This is a genomic window from Pseudonocardia sp. DR1-2 (genome assembly GCF_023717215.1).
GTDB classification, from domain to species: domain Bacteria; phylum Actinomycetota; class Actinomycetes; order Mycobacteriales; family Pseudonocardiaceae; genus Pseudonocardia; species Pseudonocardia alni.
This window is the reverse complement of the sequence record NZ_JAMQOF010000004.1, coordinates 252417-272056: the sequence shown is the minus strand read 5'-3', so window position 1 is coordinate 272056 and position 19640 is coordinate 252417. Positions and strand designations below refer to the sequence as shown.

Genomic DNA, 19640 nt, shown 5'->3' with positions numbered 1-19640 from the left:
GTCAACCCGCCGAGCAGCGGCCGCAGAGGCCGAAGATCTCCAGGGTGTGCGACACCTCGGTGAAGCCGTGCTTCTGCGCGACCGACTCGGTCCAGGACTCCACCGCGGGGCCCTCGATCTCGACGGCGGCGCCGCACCGGCGGCACACCAGATGATGGTGGTGGTGTTCGGTCTCGCAGCGCCGGTAGACCGCCTCACCGGACGCGACCCGCAGCACGTCGACCTCGCCGCCGTCGGCGAGGGTCTGCAGCGTCCGGTAGACCGTGGTCAGACCGATGCCCTCACCGGCGCGCCGCAGCTCCTCGTGGATCTCCTGGGCGGACCGGAAGTCCTCCAGGCGGTCGAGCAGCGCGGTGACGGCGGCCCGCTGCCGGGTGGCGCGGATGCCGCGCGGCCCGGCGGTGGACCGCTGCGTGATCGTCGCCGCGGTCGTCCGGTCGGTCGTCTCCGTCACGTGTCCTCCTCGACGTGGGCGACGGCGTCCACCACGATGTGCGCCAGGTGGTCGTCCACCAGCGAGTACAGCACCTCACGGCCCTTCCGCTCGCCCTCGACCACCCCGGCGGCCTTGAGGACCCGCAGGTGCTGGCTGATCAGGGGCTGGGTGACCCCGAGCGCGTCCACCAGGTCGTGCACGCACCGGGAGTGTTCCAGCAGCTGCAGGACGATGGCGATCCGGACCGGTGCGGCGAGTGCCCGCAGCAGGTCGCCCGCGGCGGCCAGGGTGCGCGGGTCGCGGGTCGGGCCGGGCTCGGGCGCGGGGTGGTGGTCGTCGTCCGCACCCGGGCCGGCTCCCGGTGCGTGCGTGGTCTGGGCTGCGGCAGACATGTGGTGGACCCGTCCGTTCCCCGGAGGCGGCGGCCACACCCCCCGGCGCTGCTGTGCCGTGCCGGCCGCACCCGACATGGTAGGCGTGTTCGTTATCGTCGCGTCGTGCTGCTGGTCTGCCGCTTCCGCGTGTCCCCCTCCGAGGAGGCCGCGTTCACCGCGCGCGCGGCCCGCGCGCTGGAGCTCCTGGCCGCCCGGCCGGGCTGCCGCGGGGGTGAGGCGGGCCGGGCGATCGAGGACGCCGGGCAGTGGGTCCTGACCGTCCGCTTCGACTCCGTCGACGCCTATCGGCGCGCCCTGGGGCCGTTCGAGGTCCGTGAGCACGTGCACCCGCTGCTGGCCGAGGCCGACACGACCACGGAGGCGACCTACGAGTCCCTGATCACGGTGAGCGCCGGCGCCGCCCCCGTCCACCACCCCAGCCTGTTGAGCTAGACACCCGAGAACGCGTCCGGGTCCGGAGAACGCGTCCCCGATCGGACACGCGTTCCACGAACCCACGCGCGTCCGCGGGTTCGTCCTCGGACGGGGTGGGTTGTCTACAGCGGCGGTGGTCGTGGGGTCGTGGGGGCGGTCGACGGGGCAGGGTCGTCCCATGGGGTCACTGCACCGCCGTCGCGACCTGCTCGCGGAGGGCCACACCGACGAGGGCGTCCGCGCGGCGATCCGGGCGGGTCGGCTGACCCGGGTCCGGCCCGGCGTCTACGTCGAGCCCGACGACCCGTCCCGGCCCGACGCCGACGCCCGGCACCGGCGGCTCGTCGAGGCGACCCTCCCGCTGCTCGCTCCGGGCGCGGTGCTGAGCCACGCCACCGCGGTGGTGATGCACGGCCTGCCGTCGTGGGGGATCGCGCTACGGCGGATGCACGTCACCCGGGACCTGCCCGCCGGTGGCCGGGCCGGCCGCCACGTCCGCCTGCACGCCGCACCGCTCCCCGCGGGAGACGTCGTCACGGTCGGGACGACGCCGGTGACCGCGGTCGCCCGGACCGTGGTCGACGTCGCCCGGAGCTGCTCGTTCGAGTCCGCCGTCCTCGTGGCCGACGCAGCCCTGTTCCGGGGGCACGTCACGGTCGACGAGCTCGCGGCCGCGGTCGGGACCGCGGCCGGGCGACGCGGTGTCGCCCGGGCGCGGGCGGTCCTGGCCGTCGCCGACGGTCGCGCCGACGGCCCGGGGGAGTCGCGCAGCAGGGTCCGGATGCGCCGGGCGGGGCTGCCGGCACCCGAGCTCCAGCGCGTCGTCCGCGACGCCCGGGGCCGCCATGTCGGGCGGGTCGACTTCTGGTGGGAGCACGCGGGCGTCGTCGGCGAGTTCGACGGCATGGAGAAGTACGGTCGTTCGCTGCGTCCGGGGGAACGCCTCGGCGACGCGGTCGAACGGGAGAAGCGCCGCGAGGACGCCCTCCGCGCCCAGCCCGGGGTCCGCCACGTCGTCCGCTGGACGTGGCACGACCTGGACCCCATCACCTCCCTGACCACCCGCCTCCACTCCCTCCTCACCACGGTTCCCTGAACGCGATCGGGTTCGGAGAACGCGCATCCGATCGGGAAAGCGTTCTCGCAACGAGCGCGCGACCGGTGGGTGAGCGGAGGGGTGGGGACGGGGGTGGGGCGGGGCAGGGGGTGGGGATGCGCGGCGGGTCGGTAACCTGGGACGCCCCGTATCCGGGGGACCTCCGAACCACCTTCTCTGGAGTGCCGCCAGTGGCCAGCAAGCCCACCTCCGCCAAGATCGAGACCATCGTCGCCCTGACCAAGCGGCGCGGATTCGTCTTCGCCTCCGGTGAGATCTACGGCGGTACCCGGTCGGCGTGGGACTACGGGCCCCTCGGCGTCGAGCTGAAGGACAACATCAAGCGCCAGTGGTGGAAGACCATGGTGACCGGTCGCGACGACGTCGTCGGCCTGGACTCCTCGGTCATCCTGCCGCGCCAGACCTGGGTCGCGTCCGGCCACGTCGGCACCTTCTCCGACCCGCTGGTCGAGTGCGAGTCCTGCCACAAGCGCTACCGCGCCGACCAGCTCGCCGAGGAGTTCGCCGAGCGCAAGGGCCGCGACCCGGAGCAGGCCGACCAGAACGACCTCTCCGAGGTCCCCTGCCCGAACTGCGGCACCCGCGGCCGGTTCACCGCACCCCGCGAGTTCAACATGATGCTCAAGACCTTCCTCGGCCCGGTGGAGTCCGAGGAGGGGCTGCACTACCTGCGCCCGGAGACCGCGCAGGGCATCTTCGTGAACTTCCTGAACGTGCAGACGACCTCGCGCAAGAAGCCGCCGTTCGGCATCGGTCAGATCGGCAAGAGCTTCCGCAACGAGATCACCCCGGGCAACTTCATCTTCCGCACGCGCGAGTTCGAGCAGATGGAGATGGAGTACTTCGTCGAGCCCGGCAGCGACGAGGAGCTGCACCAGTACTGGATCGACGAGCGCACCCGCTGGTACACCGACCTGGGCATCTCCTCGGAGAACCTGCGGCACTACGAGCACGCCAAGGAGAAGCTCTCCCACTACTCGAAGCGCACCGTCGACATCGAGTACCGGTTCAACTTCACCGGCCAGGAGTGGGGCGAGCTCGAGGGCATCGCGAACCGCACCGACTTCGACCTCACGGCGCACTCGAACCACTCGGGCGTCGACCTGTCGTTCTACGACCAGGCCTCCGACACCCGGTACAAGCCGTACGTGATCGAGCCCGCCGCCGGCGTCGGCCGGTCGATGATGGCCTTCCTCATCGAGGCCTACACCGAGGACGAGGCGCCGAACGCGAAGGGCGGCGTCGACAAGCGCGTCGTGCTGAAGCTCGACCGCAGGCTCGCCCCGGTCAAGGCCGCGGTGCTGCCGCTGTCGCGCAACGCCGACCTCTCGCCCAAGGCGAAGGACCTGGCCGCGCAGCTCCGGAAGAACTGGAACGTCGACTTCGACGACGCCGGCGCCATCGGCCGCCGGTACCGCCGCCAGGACGAGATCGGCACCCCGTTCTGCATCACGGTCGACTTCGACACCCTCACCGACCAGGCGGTGACGATCCGCGAGCGCGACTCGATGGCGCAGGAGCGGGTCGCCCTGGACCAGGTCGAGACCTACCTGGCGACGCGCCTGCTCGGCTGCTGAGCAGGCTCCGGACCGACGAACGCCCCCGCCCGGTACCCGGGCGGGGGCGTTCGTCGTGAGTGGGTCAGCGCCGGTAGGCCAGCAGCTGCACGCCCAGCTCGGACTCGGCGCGGCGCACCTCCTCCAGCTGCTCGGCGGTCAGCGCGGCGTAGGGCGACTCGGGCCGGTAGGCCACGAGCGGGCCGCCGATGCGGTCCTCGAGCTGCTTGAGCCTGGCCAGCGCCGTGTCGTCGAGATCGGCGGGACGCAGCGTCGGAGCGGTCATCACAACCTCCGTGGGTGATCGGGAGGCGACCCAGAGTAGGACCGCCCCGGACCGGGCGCAGCTCGGGTACCCGGTCCGGGGTCGCTCCTACACCGGCTCGGGGAGGAGCCGTTCCACCAGGTCGGAGAGGGTGACGATGCCGACCGGGCGGTCGTCGGACTCCACCAGCGCCAGGTGCGCACGCTGCTCACGCATCGTGTTCACCGCAGTGTGGTACTGCGTGTCCGCCGACAGGGTGAGCACCGGGCGCATCAGGTCCCGGGCCCGGGTCCCCGGGGCCCGCGTCAGGGTGTCGCGGACGTGCACGTACCCGATCGGGGTGTCGCCGTCGCGGACGACCAGCCGGAGGTGACCGGTCCGGCGACAGGTCGCCTGGATGGCGGCGACGTCGTCGTCCGCGGCGACCCCGGAGGGCTCCCGCGCGAGCTCGCCGAGCGGGGTCCGCTCCAGCTCCAGCGCCGTGACCAGCTGGTCACGGCGCCCCTGGTCCAGGGTGCCGGTCTTCGCCGAGTGGTCGACCAGCTGGCGCAGGTCGTCGGCGTTGCGGCCCGAGGCCATCTCGTCCACCGGCTGGACCCCGCACAGCCGCAGGCAGCGGTTGGCGGCACCGTTGAGCAGGAGCAGCACCGGCCGGGCCACCACCATGAACCCGCGCATCGGGATCGCCAGCATGATCGCCGAGCGCTCCGGGTGCGAGATCGCCCAGGACTTCGGCGCCATCTCCCCGACGACCAGGTGCAGGAACGTCACCACGATCAGCGAGATGACGAACGACGCCACCCCGGCGACCCCGGCGGGGATGCCCCAGCCCTCCAGGACCGGGCGCAGCGCGTAGTCCACGGCCGGCTTGCTGATGGCGCCCAGTCCCAGCACGCACAGCGTGATGCCGAGCTGGGACCCGGCGAGCAGCACGGAGATGTCCTTGGAGCTGCGCAGGGCGGCCCGGGCGGCGGCCGAGGACTGTGCGGCCTCCTCCAGCCGGTAGTTGCGAGCCGCGATCAGGGCGAACTCGATCGCGACGAAGAAGGCGCTCGCCCCGATCAGGACGATGGTCGCGATGATCTGGAAAGCACTCATGCCCGCACCTCCCGCTCGTCGCTGTCCTGCTCGGAACCGGCGGTCACCGGTCCGGTCCACTCCAGGCGGACCGCCGACGGGACCCGCCGGTCGACCTCCTGCACCACCAGGCGCAGGGCGCGGTCCTCGTCGTCCGGGCTCTCGGCAGGGATCGTCACGACGACGGCGTCCCCGGCGTCCGGCAGCCGCTGCAGCTCGGCCATCACCAGACCGCCGACGGTCTGGTAGTCGCCCTCGGGCAGCTCGGCGTCGATCAGCCTGCCGACCTCGTCGACGTGCCGGTCACCCGGCACGACCCAGCCGTCGTCGGACCGCAGGGCCTGGTCCGTCCCGGCCTGGTCGTGCTCGTCGGTGATCTCACCGACGAGCTCCTCGGCGACGTCCTCGACGGTGATGACACCGGCGAGGCCGCCGTACTCGTCGAGCACGCAGGCGAGCTCCTCGTCGTCGGCACGCAGCTGGGCCAGCACCTGCGGCAGCGGCAGGGACGAGGGCACCAGCACCGGGGCCCGCATCAGGTCCGACACCAGCACCTCGTCGAACGGCCGGTCGTCGCGGTCGGCGAGGGCCAGCACGTCCTTCAGGCAGACCACGCCCACCAGCTCCAGCGCGTTCTCGGTGTCCGTCGCCTCGGCGGGCGGCCCGAGCACCGGGTACCGCGAGTGCTGGACGGCCATCTGGCCGACCAGGCTCTCGACGGTCGCGTCGGCGCGCACCCACGATACCCGCGGCCGCGGGATCATCGCGGCCCGCGCGGTGCGGTCGCCGAAGTCGACGGCGCGGTCCAGCAGCACCGCGAGCTCCGGGTTGAGGTCACCCGAGTCCTTCGAGTCGTCGATGATCGCCTCGAGGTCGCGCGGGGTGGCCGAGTGCTCGACGTCGTGCACCGGCTCGATCCGCAGCGCGCGCAGCAGCAGGTTCGAGGCCGCGTCGAAGATCCGGATGATCCACCCGAACAGCGCCAGGTAGGTCTTGGTGGACAGCGCCAGCCAGCGGGCCACCGGCTCCGGCCGGGCGATCGCCAGGTTCTTCGGGAACAGCTCGCCGAACACCATCTGGACGACGGTGGCGAACAGCAGCGCGATCACGGTGCCGATCGCGACACCGACGCCGAGCGGGACGTCGACCAGGCCCAGCAGCTCACCGATGCCGTTACCGATCAGCGGCTCGGCGACGTAACCGACCAGCAGACCGGTGACGGTGATGCCGAGCTGGGCGCCCGACAGCATGAACGAGGTGCGACGGGTGATGTCGAGGGCTCGGGACGCTCCGGTGTCGCCCTCGGCCGCACGGGCCTTGAGCCGGGAGCGGTCGACGGCCATGTAGCCGAACTCCTGGGCCACGAAGTAGCCGGTCAGGGCGGTGATCGCGAGGACCACCAGGATGCCCAGGAGGATGCCGAGGATCGTGCCGATCACCGGGAGGTCACCGCCCGGGTCTCGGGCCCGGCCGGGATGTGCACGGCGTGGGCGGGGACGAGGACGATGCGGGGTCGCCGGCCGTCACGGGGACGGTCGGCGCGCGGACTGCAGGTGGGGTCCATGACTCCTGACTCGCGGTCTGATGGGTGTTCGACGCGTACAACGCGTGCCGGAATCGTACGGTTCCGGAACGCAGCCGTCGCGGTGGTCACCCTGTGATGGCCCGAACGGCGGTACCGGTGTTTGGTGCAACGCCGGAGCGGGTCATCCCCGTCCGTGATCACGTCTCGCCTGGAACAGGCCGGTCCGCCCTGGTTCGGGGCGGTGATGGGGACCGGGATCGTCGCGGTCGCGACCACCTCGTTCCCGGTGCCGGTGCCGGGCCTGCGCGTCGTGGGGACCGTGCTGTGGCTGCTCGCGGCGGCGTTGCTGGTGGCGCTGGGCGTGCTGGTCGTGCGGGCCGGGGCGGCGCGACGACGGCGTGGTGACCGTCCCGACCCGTCGGACCTGCCGTTCCTCGGTGCACCCGGCCTGGGGATGCTCACCGTCGGCGCGGGGGCGGTCGAGCTCGGTCCCGGCCTGCTCGGCGAGCCGGCCGCGGCCGCACTGAGCTGGACGTTGTGGTCGTCGGGCACCGTGGTGGTGCTGGTCGTCGCGGTGTGGGTGCCGTTCCGCTGGATCAGCAGGCCCGGATCGGCCACCGACCCGGCGCCCGCCTGGATCATGCCGGTGGTCGGGCCGATGGTCGCCGCCGCCGACGGCGCGCTGCTGATCGGACACACCCCGGGCCCGGCGGCGGCGTCGACGATGCTGCTGGTCTGCGTGGCCCTGTTCGGGCTGGGCGTGGTGTCGGCGCTGGCCCTGCTGCCACGGGTGCTGGCCCGGCTCGGCACGGCCGGGCTCGCCCTGGCCGACACCCCGACCGTCGTGATCGTGCTGGGGCCGTTCGGGCAGTCGGTGACGGCGGCGAACCTGCTCGCGGGACAGGCGCAGGGGCTGCTGCCCGAGCCGTTCGCCGGCGTCGCGATCGGCGCGGGACTGCTCTACGGCGCGCCCGCCTGGGGCTTCGCGGTCGGCTGGACGGTGCTGTCGGCGGTGCTGATCGGCCACGCCCTGCGCCGGGGGATGCCCTTCAGCGCCTCCTGGTGGGCGGTGACCTTCCCGTTCGGCACCCTGGTGACCGGCACGAACGCGCTCGCCGCGCGGACGGCGCTGCCCCCGGTCGTCGGGGCGGCGGTGGTGCTGTTCGCGGTACTGGTCCTGGTGTGGGTGGTGGTCGCGGCCGCCACCGTGCGGTCGGCACTGTCCGACGTCGCCGACGAGATCGGGCCGGCGCGACGGTCGGTACGGGCCTGACCCCGGACACGGTCCTCGTGAGCGGCGCGCTGTGGCCCGTTCTCAGCTCACCGTCAGGCCCCGTCGCTACCCTGGCGACCGTGAGCACCTCGGCGACCTCCTCCGCGGCACGGCCACCGGCCGACCCCCGTCGTGACCTGGGCGCGGCCCTGCGCCGCTGGGCGGTGACCGGCGGCCCGGGGATCGGCGTCGTCCGGGTGCTCGACCGGCACGGGTTCGGCTCCGTCGAGTCCGGCCAGCTGGTCGCGGGCACCACCGACGGCGAGGTCGGCGGCCTGCTCTATCTCGGCGCCCTCGACGACTCCGCGCACCCGCTCGCCGCGGAGGCGGCGTCCGGGACGGCCACGGTGCGCGAGGCGCACGTCGGGGAGTCCTCCGCGGTCGCGGCCGGGCTCGCCTGCGCCGGCGGGGCGACGCTGCTCGCCCACCCGCTGCCCGCCGCTCCCGCCGCCGCGCTGGGGGAGGCGCTGGAGGCCGGTCGGCCCGCCGCGCTGCTGTCGGTCGTGGACACCGGCGCGGCCCTCGTGCTCACCGGGCCCGGCCTGGAGGAGTCCACCGGTGACCTCGGCGGGGTCACCGCCGCGGCGGCCGAGCACGCCCGGGCCCTGCTGCGCCGCGGGGCCACGGCCACCGAGCGGCTCGACGTCGACGGCATCCCGGTCCTGGTCGACCTGCTGGTGCCGGTCCCGTCGGTGCTGGTCGTCGGGGAGGGTGCGCTCGGGGCCGCCCTGCACGCCCAGGCGGGCCTGCTCGGCTGGAGCGCCCGCACCGTCACCACCGTCGACGACGCGCGCGCCGCGGTCGCCGCCTTCACCGAGGCCGACGTGCTGGTGCTGCTCGACCACGACCCGGCCTTCGACGCGGCCCTGCTCGACGGCCTCGCCCACGGCCGCGGGTTCCTCGGGGCGCTCGGGTCGCGGCGCACCCAGGCCGCGCGCCGCGAGCGGCTGCTCGCCGCCGGGGTCACCGAGGACGCCCTGGCCGCGGTCCACGGGCCGGTCGGTCTCGACCTCGGTGCCCGCACCCCGGCCGAGACCGCGGTGTCGATCGTCGCCCAGGTCGTGGCGCTGCGCGCCGGGCGCTCGGCGTCGGCGCTCGCCTCCTCCGCCGGTCGGATCGGCGGATGACCGGCACGTCGTCGCGGCGCGGGCTCGGCGGCGCACCGCCGGAGCCCGGTCCGGACCGGCGCACCGTGCGCCGCCCGGTGCGGACCGGCATGACCTGGGGCGCGCGGCTGCTCGTCGGCGGGCTGGTCATGCTCGTCGCGGTGGTCGGGGTGACCGCGCTGCGGGTCTGGCAGGTCGCCCGGGTGGACGACCAGCGCCCCAGTGACGCGGTCGTCGTGCTCGGCGCCGCCCAGTACAACGGCGAGCCCAGCGCGGTGCTGGCCAACCGCCTCAAGCACGCCGAACAGCTGTGGCGCGACGGCGTGGCCCCGCGGATCGTCACCGTCGGCGGCGGGCGGACGGGGGACCGCTACACCGAGGCCGAGGCCAGCCGGGACTGGCTGATCGAGCAGGGCGTGCCGTCCTCGGCGGTCGAGGCCGTGCCCGAGGGCGCGGACACGCTCGGCAGCCTGCAGGCGGTCGCGGCGACCGCGCGGCAGCAGGGCTGGTCCTCGGCGCTGCTGGTGTCCGACCCGTGGCACAGCCTGCGGGCCCGCACCATGGCCCGCGACGCCGGGCTGAAGGCCTACACCTCCCCGACCCGCAGCGGCCCGATCGTGCAGACCCGTGAGACGCAGCTGCGCTACATCTACCGCGAGACCGGTGCCCTGTTGTTCTACGAGCTGACGCACGCCTCGGTCGACACCGCGAGCAGCGGTCTGGGATGAGCGTCCAGCACGCCCCGGCCGATCCGGGTTACACCGCCGCCGACGCCGAGCGCCGCCACCCCGAGGCCCCGAAGGGGTCCGGGCTGGGGGAGCGCGGCCGCGTCGAGCGGCGCAGTCCCTACTCCCGGGACCGGGCCCGGGTGCTGCACTGCGCGGCGCTGCGCCGGCTCGCGGGCAAGACCCAGGTGGTCGGGCCGGGGGAGGGCGCCGAGGTCAGCGGCATCCCGCGGACCCGGCTGACGCACTCGCTGGAGGTCGCCCAGATCGGCCGCGGCGTCGCCGAGGAGCTGGGGCTCGACCCGGACGTCGTCGACGCCGCCGGGCTCGCCCACGACATCGGCCACCCGCCGTTCGGGCACAACGGCGAGCGGGCGCTCGACGTCGCGGGTGCGGAGTGCGGCGGGTTCGAGGGCAACGCCCAGACCCTGCGCATCCTGACCCGCCTGGAGCCGAAGGCCCGTTCCGGCGACGGTCTCGTCCCCGGTGGGCTCAACCTGACCCGGGCGACGCTGGACGCCGCCACCAAGTACCCGTGGGCGCGCCGCGGCGCGGAGCGCAAGTTCGGCGCCTACGCCGACGACCTGCCCGCCCTGGAGTGGCTGCGCGCCGGGGCCCGGCCGGGGGCGCGGAGCATGGAGGCCCAGGTCATGGACTGGGCCGACGACGTGGCCTACTCGGTGCACGACGTCGAGGACGCGGTGCACGCCGGCCGCATGGACCTGGCCGTGCTGTCCTCGCCCGCCGAGCGCGCGGCGCTCGCGGTGGAGGCGTCGCTGCGCTTCGGCGAGGACGAGGGCGCCTGCGCCGAGGCCGCCGCCCGGCTCGACGCGCTGCCGGTGGTCCGCGCGGTCCGCGGGTTCGACGCCGCCACCGCCGCGGGCGACGACCTGGTCGCGATGAAGCGGATGACCTCCGAGCTGGTGGGCCGGTTCGCGCTGGCCGCCACCGACGCGACCCTGGACACCTACGGCGACGCACCGCTGGCCCGGCACCGCGCCGACCTGGTGGTCCCGGTCGTCGCGGCGGCGGAGGTCGTGGTGCTCAAGGCGCTGGCCACCCGCTACGTGATGAGCGACCCGCGGCGGCTGGAGATGCAGTCCCGCCAGCGCGACCTGCTGCACGACCTCGTCGCGGCGTTGTGCGCCCGGGGGCCCGACGCCCTGGACCCGGCCCGCGCGGAGGACTGGGCGGCCGCCCCCGACGACCGGGCGCGGCTGCGCGTCGTGATCGACCAGGTCGCGACGCTGACCGACCCGCAGGCGCACGCCTGGCACCGCACGCTCTGCCGACCCTGAGACCACACCGGCCCCGGGACGCCGACGGCCCCGCCGTCCGGTCGGACGGCGGGGCCGGGTCGGCAGAGGTCAGCGCAGGGTGATCGCGGGCTTCGCCGCGTCGGCCTCGCTGGTGACGGCGCGGGTCGGGCAGGTCCCGAGGACCCTGTCGATCGCGTCGCGCTCGGCGCCGGTCACCCACAGCTTGTACTTCTTCTTCACCGCGACCTGCCGCGCGACGTAGGCGCAGCGGTAGCGGCTGTCCGGCGGGAGCCAGGTCGCGGCGTCGCCGTCGCTCTTGCGGCCGTTGGTCGGGCCGTCGACCGCGATCAGGTTCAGCGGGTCGTTCCCGATCTTCTCCCGGGTGGCCGCGTCGAGCTGCTGGGCGCCCTTCTGCCAGGCGTCGGACAGCGCGACGACGTGGTCGATCTGCACCTTCTCGCTCGTGCCCTGGCCGCGGGTGAACGCGATGGTGGTGCCGGTGTAGGGGTCACGCAGCGACCCGGTGAGCACGACGCAGTTGTGCGTGCCGGCCTTGAACGTCTCGCGGTCCATGTCCCGGGCGAGGACCTGGTTGCGCTGGTCGCAGCCGTCGCGGTCGATGTCGGTCCAGGTGCGCCCGAACTGCTCGCGGTTGTAGCCGGTCTTCGGCGCCCGGCCCTTCACCGCCAGCGTCCTCAGCGTCGTCGACGCGCTGCCCGCGGCCGCGCCCTCCACGGTGCCGGGCGTCGCCGGCGCCGCGACACCGACGTCGACGACGCCGGTGTCGAGTGCCGCGTCCAGCACGTCCACGAACGACCCGGGGGATCCGCACCCGGCCATCACCAGCATCGTCGCGAGCAACCCGGCGACCCGCACACCTCGAACACGCACACCGGAGATGTTCGCGAATGCGAACGCCGGAACCACGTCAACACGCCGCGTGTTCGTCACTCAGGGTGAAGAGACTTGCCAGGAAGGGGCCGGTCCGTGCACAGGGTCGGGCCGTCGGTGGGTCCGTGATCACGCTCATCGACCTGCGGTCCACCACTGCCGGGGTGGAACCCGAGCACGCCCGGGCTACGCGTGCTCGTCGCGACGGCGTCGCCGGCCGACCGGCCCGCCGCCGGGCCCGGCACGCGGCCGGGCCCGGCGGCGGAGGTCAGGCGTTGATCGCCGGCCGGTCGGAGTCGTGCCCGGACTCCACGGCGATCGTCCGCGGCTTGGCCGCCTCGGCGACGGGGATGCGGATGCGCAGCACCCCGGCGTCGTACGACGCGTGGATGGCGGACGTGTCGAGGTTGTCGCCGAGGAGCAGCTGACGGGCGAACACGCCGTAGGCCCGCTCGGAGGCGACCCACTCGACCTGGTCGGTGGTCCCGGTGTGGGTGGGCCGGCGTTCCGCCTTGACCGTCAGGGTGCTGCGCTCGACGGAGAGTTCGACGGCGTCCGGGTCGATGCCGGGCAGGTCGAACTCCACGAAGAACTCGTCACCGTGACGCCAGGCGTCCATCGGCATCGCCGCCGGGCGCGACCAGGTGCCGCCGGACTCGAACGTCTGCGCGGCGAGCCGGTCCAGGGCCCGGAACGGGTCGGTACGCAGCAGCATCGTGAACCACTCCCTTCCAGCCGTGCCGGTTCGCGACCGGCCGGCTGACTCCTCGTCGTCCTTCGTCGGGTCGGTACTCCGGAGAGGAGCTCCGGATATCTCCAGTTATAGCTAGAGATTTTCTTCTGTCAAGGGTTCGAGCGGACGGTGGCGCCGAGCTCGGCCTGCAGCTGCGCGAGCTCCGTGCGCAGCCGCTCGATCTCGCGGTGCGCGGCGCCGAGGCGGTCCTCGCTGTCGGCGAGCTCCCCGCGCAGCCGGTCGATCCACGACGCCGACCCCAGCGGGTGTCCCTCGTCCAGCAGGGTGCGCAGGCGGGCGGCCTGCTCCAGCTGGTTGCGCGAGTAGCGGCGGTGCCCGCCCGCGGAGCGGTGCGGATTCACCACGCCCGCGCTGTCCAGGCTGCGCAGGAAGGCGGGCTCGACCTCCAGCAGGTGCGCGGCCTGGCCCATCGCGACGGTCGGGTAGTCGGGGTCGTCGAGTCGGTCCAGTGCCATGGTCGGTCCTCCCTCGCGGCCCGCGGCGCACTCCCGGGCGCCGGGACCGGTCGTCCGTCGATCCCGAGTGTAGCCGCTCGGTGGCGAAAATCTGGCGTGTGCGCTAGAGGTATGAGGGAGACGACGATCCGGGAGGAGAGCGTGATGAACGAGAGCAGGGTCCGCACCGACCGTCCCCGGGAGGACGTCCTCCGCATCCGCGTGGAGGGCGAGCTGGACGCGGCGGCGGGCGCGTCGCTGTTGCGCCAGGTCGACGCGCACCTCGCCGTCGCCGGCGCCGGGTGGGCGCCGGTGCGGCACGTCCTCGTCGACCTGGGTACCGGGGTCACCGCGCGCGGGTCGCGGGCGCTGCACCACCTGCGGCACGTGGCGCGGAACCGTGGCCTGGACGTCCGGCTGATCGGCGCCGCACGCGTCGCGCCGCGCATGGTGCCGGGCGCCCGGGCGGTCCTGCACGGGATGCGCAACCACCCGGACCTGGCCTCGGCGCTCGCCGAGCTGGAGCCGCCGGCCGTCGTCGCGGCCTGACCGGACCTCGGGGTGAGGCTCCCGCCACCCCGGCTTGCCCCGATCGTTAGCACTGCGATGGAGTGAGGGCGTGACCTCCTCGCGTTGGCTCGTCCCGGTGCTGGCCGTGCTCTTCGTCCCGCTGTGGGCGTCCGGCTTCATCGCGGGCAAGATCGCGACCGGGTCGACCGACGTGCCCGCGGTCCTGCTCTGGCGGTTCGTGATCGCGCTGGTCGTGATGCTCGCCGCGGTCGCGGTACTGCGGCCGGGCCTGCCGCGCGGCCGGGCCTGGCTGCACCTCGCGGTCACCGCGTTGCTGCTGCAGGTCGGGCAGTTCACCTTCGTCTACAGCGGGCTCGCCTCGGGCGTCCCCGCCGGGCTCTCGAGCCTCATCCTCGGGATGGCGCCGCTGCTGGTCGGGCTGCTCACCCCGTTGCTGCTGGCCACCCGTCTGGGCGTCGGACCGGTGCTGGGCCTGCTGATCGGCGCCACCGGCGTCTACGTCGTGCTGGCCGACGACCTCGGCGCCGGTCTCGGCGGCAACCTCGTCTTCCCGGTGCTGGGCATGCTGTCGCTGGCGGCAGGCACGCTCTACCAGAAGCGGTTCAACGACAGCACGCCCGTGGTGACCAGCGTCGTGGTCCAGATGGCGACCTCGCTGGTCGCGACCCTGGCCGCCTGGCCGTTCCTCGGTGCGGACTGGCTGCCCCGCGCGCCGTCGGGCTGGGCGGCCGTGGCCTTCCTGGGAGTCGTGAACTCGGCGGGCGCCTTCGTGCTGATGTTTGTGCTGCTGCGCCGCCGCTCGACGGTGTTCGTGTCGTCGCTGCTCAACCTGGTCCCGGCGACGACGGCGCTGGTCGCCGTGCCCGTGCTCGGCGAGCCGCTCACCGTGCAGGCGCTGCTGGGCCTGGGCATCGCCCTGGTCGGCATGTTCGTCGGGCTGGGCCGGGTGCCCGGCCTGCGCGGCCGCCGGGTGGTCGCCGACGCGGCCGTCGCCGCCCCGTCCGGTCGGCCCGACGGACACACCGTCGCACCGGCGGCGGGCGGACCGGGGCGCCGGGCCACAGGCGCCTAGACTGGCCCGCGTGGCAGGACGGATCCGGGACGCCGACATCACCGAGGTCCGCAACCGCACGCGGGTCGAGGAGATCGTCGAGGAGTACGTGGCCCTCCGCCGCGCCGGGGCGGGCTCGCTGAAGGGCCTGTGCCCGTTCCACGACGAGAAGTCCCCGTCGTTCACCGTTCGCCCCTCGCACGGCACGTTCCACTGCTTCGGCTGCGGCGAGCACGGCAGCGTCATCGACTTCGTCATGAAGATGGAGGTCATCGGGTTCCCCGAGGCCGTCGAGCGGCTCGCCGAGCGGTGCGGGGTCCGGCTGACCTACGAGGGCGGCGGGTCCTCGGTACAGCGCGACCGCGGCACCCGCAGCCGCCTGCTGGAGATCAACAAGAAGGCCCAGGTTTTCTACGCCGAGCAGCTCGCCACCCCCGCGGGCCGCGCGGGCGTGCAGTTCCTCGCCGACCGCGGCTTCGACGCCGCCGCCGCCGAGAAGTTCGGCTGCGGCTACGCCCCGGCCGGCTGGGACACCGTTACCAAGCACCTGTTGTCCCAGGGGTTCGCGCTCGACGAGCTGATCAAGGCCGGCATCTCCAAGGAGGGCAGGCGCGGCGCGATCGACCGGTTCCACCGGCGTCTGCTGTGGCCGATCCGCGACCTGGGCGGCGACGTCGTCGGCTTCGGCGCGCGCCGGCTGTTCGACGACGACGGCATCGAGGCCAAGTACCTCAACACCTCCGAGACGCCGGTCTACCGCAAGACCCACGTGCTGTTCGGCCTCGACCAGGCCAAGCGGGAGATCGCGAAGACCCGGCAGGTGGTCGTCGTCGAGGGCTACACCGACGTCATGGCGATGCACCTGGCCGGGGTGACCACGGCGGTCGCGTCCTGTGGGACGGCGTTCGGCACCGAGCACGTCTCGGTCATCCGCCGGCTGATCGGCGACGACTCCTTCGACCGCGGGGAGGTCATCTACACCTTCGACGGCGACGCGGCCGGGCAGAGCGCCGCGATGAAGGCGTTCGAGGGCGACCAGAACTTCGCCGCGCAGACCTTCGTCGCCGTCGCCCCGGACGGCCAGGACCCCTGCGACCTGCGCAACAACCACGGCGATGCCGCCGTGAAGGACCTCGTCGCCCGGCGCGAGCCGCTGTTCGAGTTCGCCATCCGCACCGAGCTGCGCAGCCACGACCTCGCCAGCGCCGAGGGCCGGGTCGCGGCGCTGCAGCGGACCGTCCCCCTGGTCGCGCAGATCAAGCGGGAGGATCTGCGCGACGAGTACGCGCGGCGGCTGGCCGGCTGGGTCGGCTGGGACGACATCGCCGTCGTCGTGCGACGGGTGCGCGAGAGCGCCGGGGTGCCGCCCGAGGGGGGCCGCTCCCGGCGTCGCGCCCCGCTGCCCGCCCCGAGACGTGACGACACCCAGCTGCACCTGCAGCGCGAGGCGCTCAAGGCGGCCCTGCAGATCCCCGGCGTCGTCGGACCCGGCTTCGACGAGCTGCCCGAGGCAGGGTTCACCCACCCGCAGCTGGCCGCGGTGCACCGGGCGATCATGGCCGCGGGCGGGGTGTGCGCCGGGCTGGACGGGTCGGACTGGCTCGACGCCGTCGTCGCCGAGGGTGCGGGCGACGACGTGAAGCGCCTGGTCAGCGAGCTGGCCGTGGAGAACCTGGAGCTCCCCAAGCGCAACACCGACGAGGTCCGCTACGTCAACGGCGTCCTCGCCGGGGTCCGGCTCGGCCTGGTCGAGCGCGAGATCGCCGACCTCAAGTCGCAGCTGCAGCGCACCAACGCCGAGACCGACCACGACGAGTACATGGACCTGTTCGGCGTGCTCGTCCCGCTGGAGCAGTACAAGATCCAGCTGCGCGAGCAGGCGTCCGGGGTCGCGTCGTGACGGGCTTCTGGGCGCGGCTGCTCGGCCGCGAGCCGGTGCCCGACGCGGTCGCCGACGCCCTCGCCGACTCCGAGGCCGTCGTCGCCACCGCGCAGGCCCCGGACGGGATGCTCGTGGTCACCTCGTGGGGGATCTGGCCGCCCGGTGGGGAGCGGCTGGGCTGGCACGAGATCGCGAAGGCCACCTGGGACAAGGTCAGCCTGGTCGTGACGCCGACCTCGGCCGAGCAGATCGCTCCCGGCACCGAGCTGCTCGCCGACGGGCGCCCGCTGCGGTTCCGCCTCGTCGAACCGGGGAAGGTGCCGCAGGCCGTGCAGGAGCGGGTCACCCAGTCCATCCGCACCCGCAACCGGCGTGAGCTGCCCGGGGGAGGGGTCTGGGTGCTGCAGCGCCGGGTCCCCGGCCGCGACGGGCTGGTGCTGCAGGTCCGGCCCGACCCGGGCACCGATCCGGTCGCCGCCCGGAGGCTGGCGGAGGGCATCGCCGCACGACTCCCGGAGGAACCGTGACCACGACCAGCTGGGACCCGGAGCTCTACCGCGCCTTCGACGACCACCGCTCGCGCCCGTTCCTGGACCTGCTGGCCCGGGTCGGGGAGCCCGACCCCGCGCTGACCCGGGTCGTCGACGCCGGCTGCGGCCCCGGCCACCTGACCGGGCTGCTCGCCCGGCGGTGGCCGACGGCGACGGTCGAGGCGTTCGACTCCTCCCCGGACATGGTCGCCGCGGCCCGCGCCGCCGGCGTCGACGCCACGCAGGTCGACGTGCGCGACTGGACCCCGCCCCGCGACACCGGGGTGCTCGTGACCAACGCGGTGCTGCAGTGGGTGCCGGAGCACCCCGACGTGCTGCGCCGCTGGGTGGCCTCGCTCGCGCCCGGCGCGTGGATCGCGGTGCAGGTCCCCGGCAACTTCGACGCCCCGTCCCACGTGCTGACCCGCGAGGTCGCGACGCTCCCGCAGTGGCGGGACCGGATTCTGCTGCGCGGCACCGAGACCGTGCTCGACCCGCTCGGCTACGCCGACATCCTGGCCGCCGCGGGCGCCGACGTCGACGCCTGGGAGACGACCTACCTGCAGCGGCTCGACGGCGACGACGCGGTCCTGCGCTGGATCTCCGGCACCGCCCTGCGCCCGGTCCGCGACGCCCTCGACGACGACGCCTACGACGCGTTCGTCCGCGAGCTCGCGCCCCGGCTGCGGGCGGCCTACCCGCCGAGCGCCGACGGCGGCACCTGGTTCCCGTTCCGCCGCGTCTTCGCGGTGGCCCGCACACGCTGACCCGCCCGTCGCGTGACCCGGGGACGGGCCACGGGACGGGGCGAGCCCTCAGCGCCCGGTGTTCTGGCCGCCGCGCACCTTGTCGAGCGCACCCTCGACACCCGCCCGCGCGACGCCCGCGGCGCCCTGCACCGCGGGGTGGTCCGCCGCCCGGTGATAGGCACGGACGAGCTGTTCGTAGCGCTCGTGACCGGCTCTGGTGCCGAGGACGTACCCGACGGCGACACCCACGAGGAATTTGACCATTCCCCTCACCTCCGACCGCGACCGTACCCGGACCGCGGCCGTTGTCCGACCGCCACCCGGATGGGGCTCCGACCTGCGGGAACAGCGGCCGAACGGGGGGTTGCGAGAGGGCTGTCGGGGGTGTTGTAGAGTTCTTCTCGTCGCCGGGAACACCACCCGGAACGGCATGAACGGTCCTCCGTAGCTCAATGGCAGAGCACCCGACTGTTAATCGGGCGGTTATTGGTTCGAGTCCAATCGGAGGAGCATTTCCCCGAGGTCAGACCGTGACCCGGGTGGCGACTCACGATCGACCCCCAGGAGACCGACAGCGATGGGTTCCGGGGGTCGACGTCGTTCCGACGACCTCCAGGCCCCCTCGCCCCGCTCGTGGCCAGGTGAACCCACGTCTGCCCGCACGACCGCGGTGGATCGGACGCGAGAGCGGTCGGAGCCGAGCTGCGATCAGGGGCGGGTGTGCGCGAAGATCATGGCCCCCGGGACGTCCTCATCCGGCCGGATGACGAGGTGGGCGTCGATGGTGAACCCCGCGTCCCGCAGCCGGGCTGCCACCGTGCTCGGCCGGCGGTGGTGGTTCTCGATGGAGACCGGTCGGCCCGTGTAGCCCTCGGACGTGTGTCGGGTCTCGTCGCCGATGTGGAAGCCGACGAGCAGCGGTGCTCGGGGGCGCAGCACTCGGTGGAACTGTCCGAACACCCCGGGTAGGGCGTGGTCGGGCACGTGGACGATCGACCAGAACGCCACGAGGCCGGCGACCGAGCCGTCGGCGAGGTCGAGGTCGGTCATCGTCCCCACCTCGAAGCGGAGCCCGGGGTAGTCGCGGCGTGCGATCGCGATCAGCTCGGGTGACAGGTCGATGCCGAATGCGTCCACTCCGGCGTCCTGGAGGTGGCGGGTGACGTAGCCGGGGCCGCAGCCGACGTCGGCGACCGGGCCGCCACCGGCCCTGTGCACCGACTCGGCGAACAATCCGAGGCCCGCGCGCAGGTAGGGATTGTCGTCGAGCAGGCCACGGACCTTCTCGGCGTATCCGGCGGCGTCGGTGTCGTACGACGAGCGGGTATCGGACAGCCAGGTGTCGGACATGGGCGACACGGTAGGCCGCTCACGAGCAGTTGTGGCGTCGTGCTGCGGACGGGAGGGCAGGAGAGGGAGTGCACCGAGACCGTCACGCGCCGGGAACCGTCGGATCTGGACGGGATCGCGGCGGACAGGGTCGTCCACCTCGACCGTGAGATCGTCGCCGACGGTATGTGGAGCGCCGCTCGGGAACGGCTCACCGAGGCCGGTCCGGGGACGACGCTCCGGGTGAGCGAGAACGAGTACCGGTTCAGCAGCCTGTCCATGCGACTGGCGGCGCCACTCCTGCGCGGCGTCTTCCGCCGGCAGTCACGACTGCACATGCA

Annotated in this window: 22 protein-coding genes and 1 tRNA gene; 13 read left to right on the top strand and 10 right to left on the bottom strand. The window is 73.8% G+C overall.

The window, feature by feature from the left end; translation table 11 throughout:
* Window position 1 precedes the first annotated feature (1 nt).
* Together ND486_RS13510 and ND486_RS13505 are read right to left on the bottom strand one after the other, a co-directional pair.
* Window positions 2–454 carry a Fur family transcriptional regulator gene (locus ND486_RS13510; RefSeq protein WP_373324130.1) on the bottom strand — a complete coding sequence of 151 codons (453 nt, stop codon included), beginning with the start codon at window positions 452–454 and terminating at the stop codon, window positions 2–4.
* Window positions 451–828, bottom strand: a complete 378-nt coding sequence (locus ND486_RS13505) for a helix-turn-helix transcriptional regulator (protein ID WP_020624590.1) — start codon at window positions 826–828, stop codon at window positions 451–453. Before ND486_RS13505 ends, ND486_RS13510 begins: the two co-directional genes overlap by 4 nt.
* A 105-nt stretch (window positions 829–933) precedes the next feature.
* On the opposite strand from ND486_RS13505, the gene ND486_RS13500 reads away from it, so the two are divergent.
* The 3 genes from ND486_RS13500 (at window position 934) to ND486_RS13490 (ending at window position 3939) form a co-directional block, all read left to right on the top strand.
* Window positions 934–1263, top strand: a complete 330-nt coding sequence (locus ND486_RS13500) for an antibiotic biosynthesis monooxygenase (RefSeq protein ID WP_251784644.1) — start codon at window positions 934–936, stop codon at window positions 1261–1263.
* A gap of 160 nt (window positions 1264–1423) precedes the next feature.
* Entirely contained in the window at window positions 1424–2341 is a 918-nt protein-coding gene (locus tag ND486_RS13495) for a hypothetical protein (RefSeq protein ID WP_251784643.1), read from the top strand.
* Window positions 2342–2532: 191 nt separating this feature from the next.
* Window positions 2533–3939: a glycine--tRNA ligase gene (locus tag ND486_RS13490; protein WP_062401525.1), complete on the top strand. Its 1407-nt coding sequence runs from the start codon at window positions 2533–2535 to the stop codon at window positions 3937–3939.
* A 64-nt stretch (window positions 3940–4003) separates the two neighbouring features.
* Here ND486_RS13490 and ND486_RS13485 read toward each other — a convergent pair whose 3' ends face one another.
* From ND486_RS13485 to ND486_RS13475, 3 genes are all read right to left on the bottom strand, one after another.
* Window positions 4004–4204 (bottom strand): hypothetical protein, encoded by a 201-nt coding sequence (locus ND486_RS13485; protein ID WP_073577983.1) that lies wholly within the window; start codon window positions 4202–4204, stop codon window positions 4004–4006.
* A gap of 87 nt (window positions 4205–4291) precedes the next feature.
* On the bottom strand, window positions 4292–5281 hold the full coding sequence (locus ND486_RS13480; RefSeq protein ID WP_251784642.1) for a CNNM domain-containing protein: 990 nt from the start codon (window positions 5279–5281) through the stop codon (window positions 4292–4294).
* Window positions 5278–6699 carry a hemolysin family protein gene (locus ND486_RS13475; protein WP_251784641.1) on the bottom strand — a complete coding sequence of 474 codons (1422 nt, stop codon included), beginning with the start codon at window positions 6697–6699 and terminating at the stop codon, window positions 5278–5280. Before ND486_RS13475 ends, ND486_RS13480 begins: the two co-directional genes overlap by 4 nt.
* Before the next feature lie 279 nt (window positions 6700–6978).
* Between ND486_RS13475 and ND486_RS13470 the strand changes: the two genes are divergently transcribed.
* From ND486_RS13470 to ND486_RS13455, 4 genes are all read left to right on the top strand, one after another.
* A complete protein-coding gene (locus tag ND486_RS13470) occupies window positions 6979–8058 on the top strand; it encodes a C4-dicarboxylate ABC transporter (protein WP_251784640.1) in 1080 nt (359 codons plus the stop codon).
* Between the two features lie 80 nt (window positions 8059–8138).
* Entirely contained in the window at window positions 8139–9185 is a 1047-nt protein-coding gene (locus tag ND486_RS13465) for an XdhC family protein (protein ID WP_251784639.1), read from the top strand.
* 89 nt (window positions 9186–9274) lie between these two features.
* Complete coding sequence (locus ND486_RS13460; RefSeq protein ID WP_062404469.1) at window positions 9275–9892, top strand: YdcF family protein; 618 nt, start codon at window positions 9275–9277, stop codon at window positions 9890–9892.
* Window positions 9889–11187, top strand: a complete 1299-nt coding sequence (locus tag ND486_RS13455; RefSeq protein WP_251784638.1) for a deoxyguanosinetriphosphate triphosphohydrolase — start codon at window positions 9889–9891, stop codon at window positions 11185–11187. Before ND486_RS13460 ends, ND486_RS13455 begins: the two co-directional genes overlap by 4 nt.
* Before the next feature lie 69 nt (window positions 11188–11256).
* Here ND486_RS13455 and ND486_RS13450 read toward each other — a convergent pair whose 3' ends face one another.
* From ND486_RS13450 to ND486_RS13440, 3 genes are all read right to left on the bottom strand, one after another.
* Window positions 11257–12039 carry an HNH endonuclease family protein gene (locus ND486_RS13450; protein WP_224403068.1) on the bottom strand — a complete coding sequence of 261 codons (783 nt, stop codon included), beginning with the start codon at window positions 12037–12039 and terminating at the stop codon, window positions 11257–11259.
* Window positions 12040–12307: 268 nt separating this feature from the next.
* Complete coding sequence (locus tag ND486_RS13445; RefSeq protein WP_251784637.1) at window positions 12308–12754, bottom strand: Hsp20/alpha crystallin family protein; 447 nt, start codon at window positions 12752–12754, stop codon at window positions 12308–12310.
* 128 nt (window positions 12755–12882) lie between these two features.
* Window positions 12883–13248, bottom strand: a complete 366-nt coding sequence (locus tag ND486_RS13440; protein WP_251784636.1) for a helix-turn-helix domain-containing protein — start codon at window positions 13246–13248, stop codon at window positions 12883–12885.
* A gap of 144 nt (window positions 13249–13392) precedes the next feature.
* Between ND486_RS13440 and ND486_RS13435 the strand changes: the two genes are divergently transcribed.
* The 5 genes from ND486_RS13435 (at window position 13393) to ND486_RS13415 (ending at window position 17988) form a co-directional block, all read left to right on the top strand.
* Complete coding sequence (locus tag ND486_RS13435; protein WP_251784635.1) at window positions 13393–13776, top strand: hypothetical protein; 384 nt, start codon at window positions 13393–13395, stop codon at window positions 13774–13776.
* Window positions 13777–13846: 70 nt separating this feature from the next.
* Window positions 13847–14830 (top strand): DMT family transporter, encoded by a 984-nt coding sequence (locus tag ND486_RS13430; RefSeq protein WP_251784634.1) that lies wholly within the window; start codon window positions 13847–13849, stop codon window positions 14828–14830.
* A gap of 10 nt (window positions 14831–14840) precedes the next feature.
* Window positions 14841–16709 carry a DNA primase gene (gene dnaG / locus ND486_RS13425; RefSeq protein WP_251784633.1) on the top strand — a complete coding sequence of 623 codons (1869 nt, stop codon included), beginning with the start codon at window positions 14841–14843 and terminating at the stop codon, window positions 16707–16709.
* Window positions 16706–17218, top strand: a complete 513-nt coding sequence (locus tag ND486_RS13420; RefSeq protein ID WP_251784632.1) for a hypothetical protein — start codon at window positions 16706–16708, stop codon at window positions 17216–17218. The genes dnaG and ND486_RS13420 overlap by 4 nt, the downstream gene beginning before the upstream one ends.
* Window positions 17215–17988, top strand: coding sequence for a trans-aconitate 2-methyltransferase (locus ND486_RS13415; RefSeq protein WP_251784631.1), 774 nt, complete (start codon window positions 17215–17217; stop codon window positions 17986–17988). The genes ND486_RS13420 and ND486_RS13415 overlap by 4 nt, the downstream gene beginning before the upstream one ends.
* A 48-nt stretch (window positions 17989–18036) precedes the next feature.
* Here the strand turns inward: ND486_RS13415 and ND486_RS13410 are convergent, their stop codons facing one another.
* On the bottom strand, window positions 18037–18234 hold the full coding sequence (locus tag ND486_RS13410; protein ID WP_226365781.1) for a hypothetical protein: 198 nt from the start codon (window positions 18232–18234) through the stop codon (window positions 18037–18039).
* A 174-nt stretch (window positions 18235–18408) separates the two neighbouring features.
* Here ND486_RS13410 and ND486_RS13405 point away from each other — a divergent pair.
* A tRNA-Asn gene (locus tag ND486_RS13405) sits at window positions 18409–18480 on the top strand.
* Window positions 18481–18678: 198 nt separating this feature from the next.
* Here the strand turns inward: ND486_RS13405 and ND486_RS13400 are convergent.
* A complete protein-coding gene (locus tag ND486_RS13400; protein ID WP_251784630.1) occupies window positions 18679–19320 on the bottom strand; it encodes a class I SAM-dependent methyltransferase in 642 nt (213 codons plus the stop codon).
* Window positions 19321–19640 lie beyond the last annotated feature (320 nt).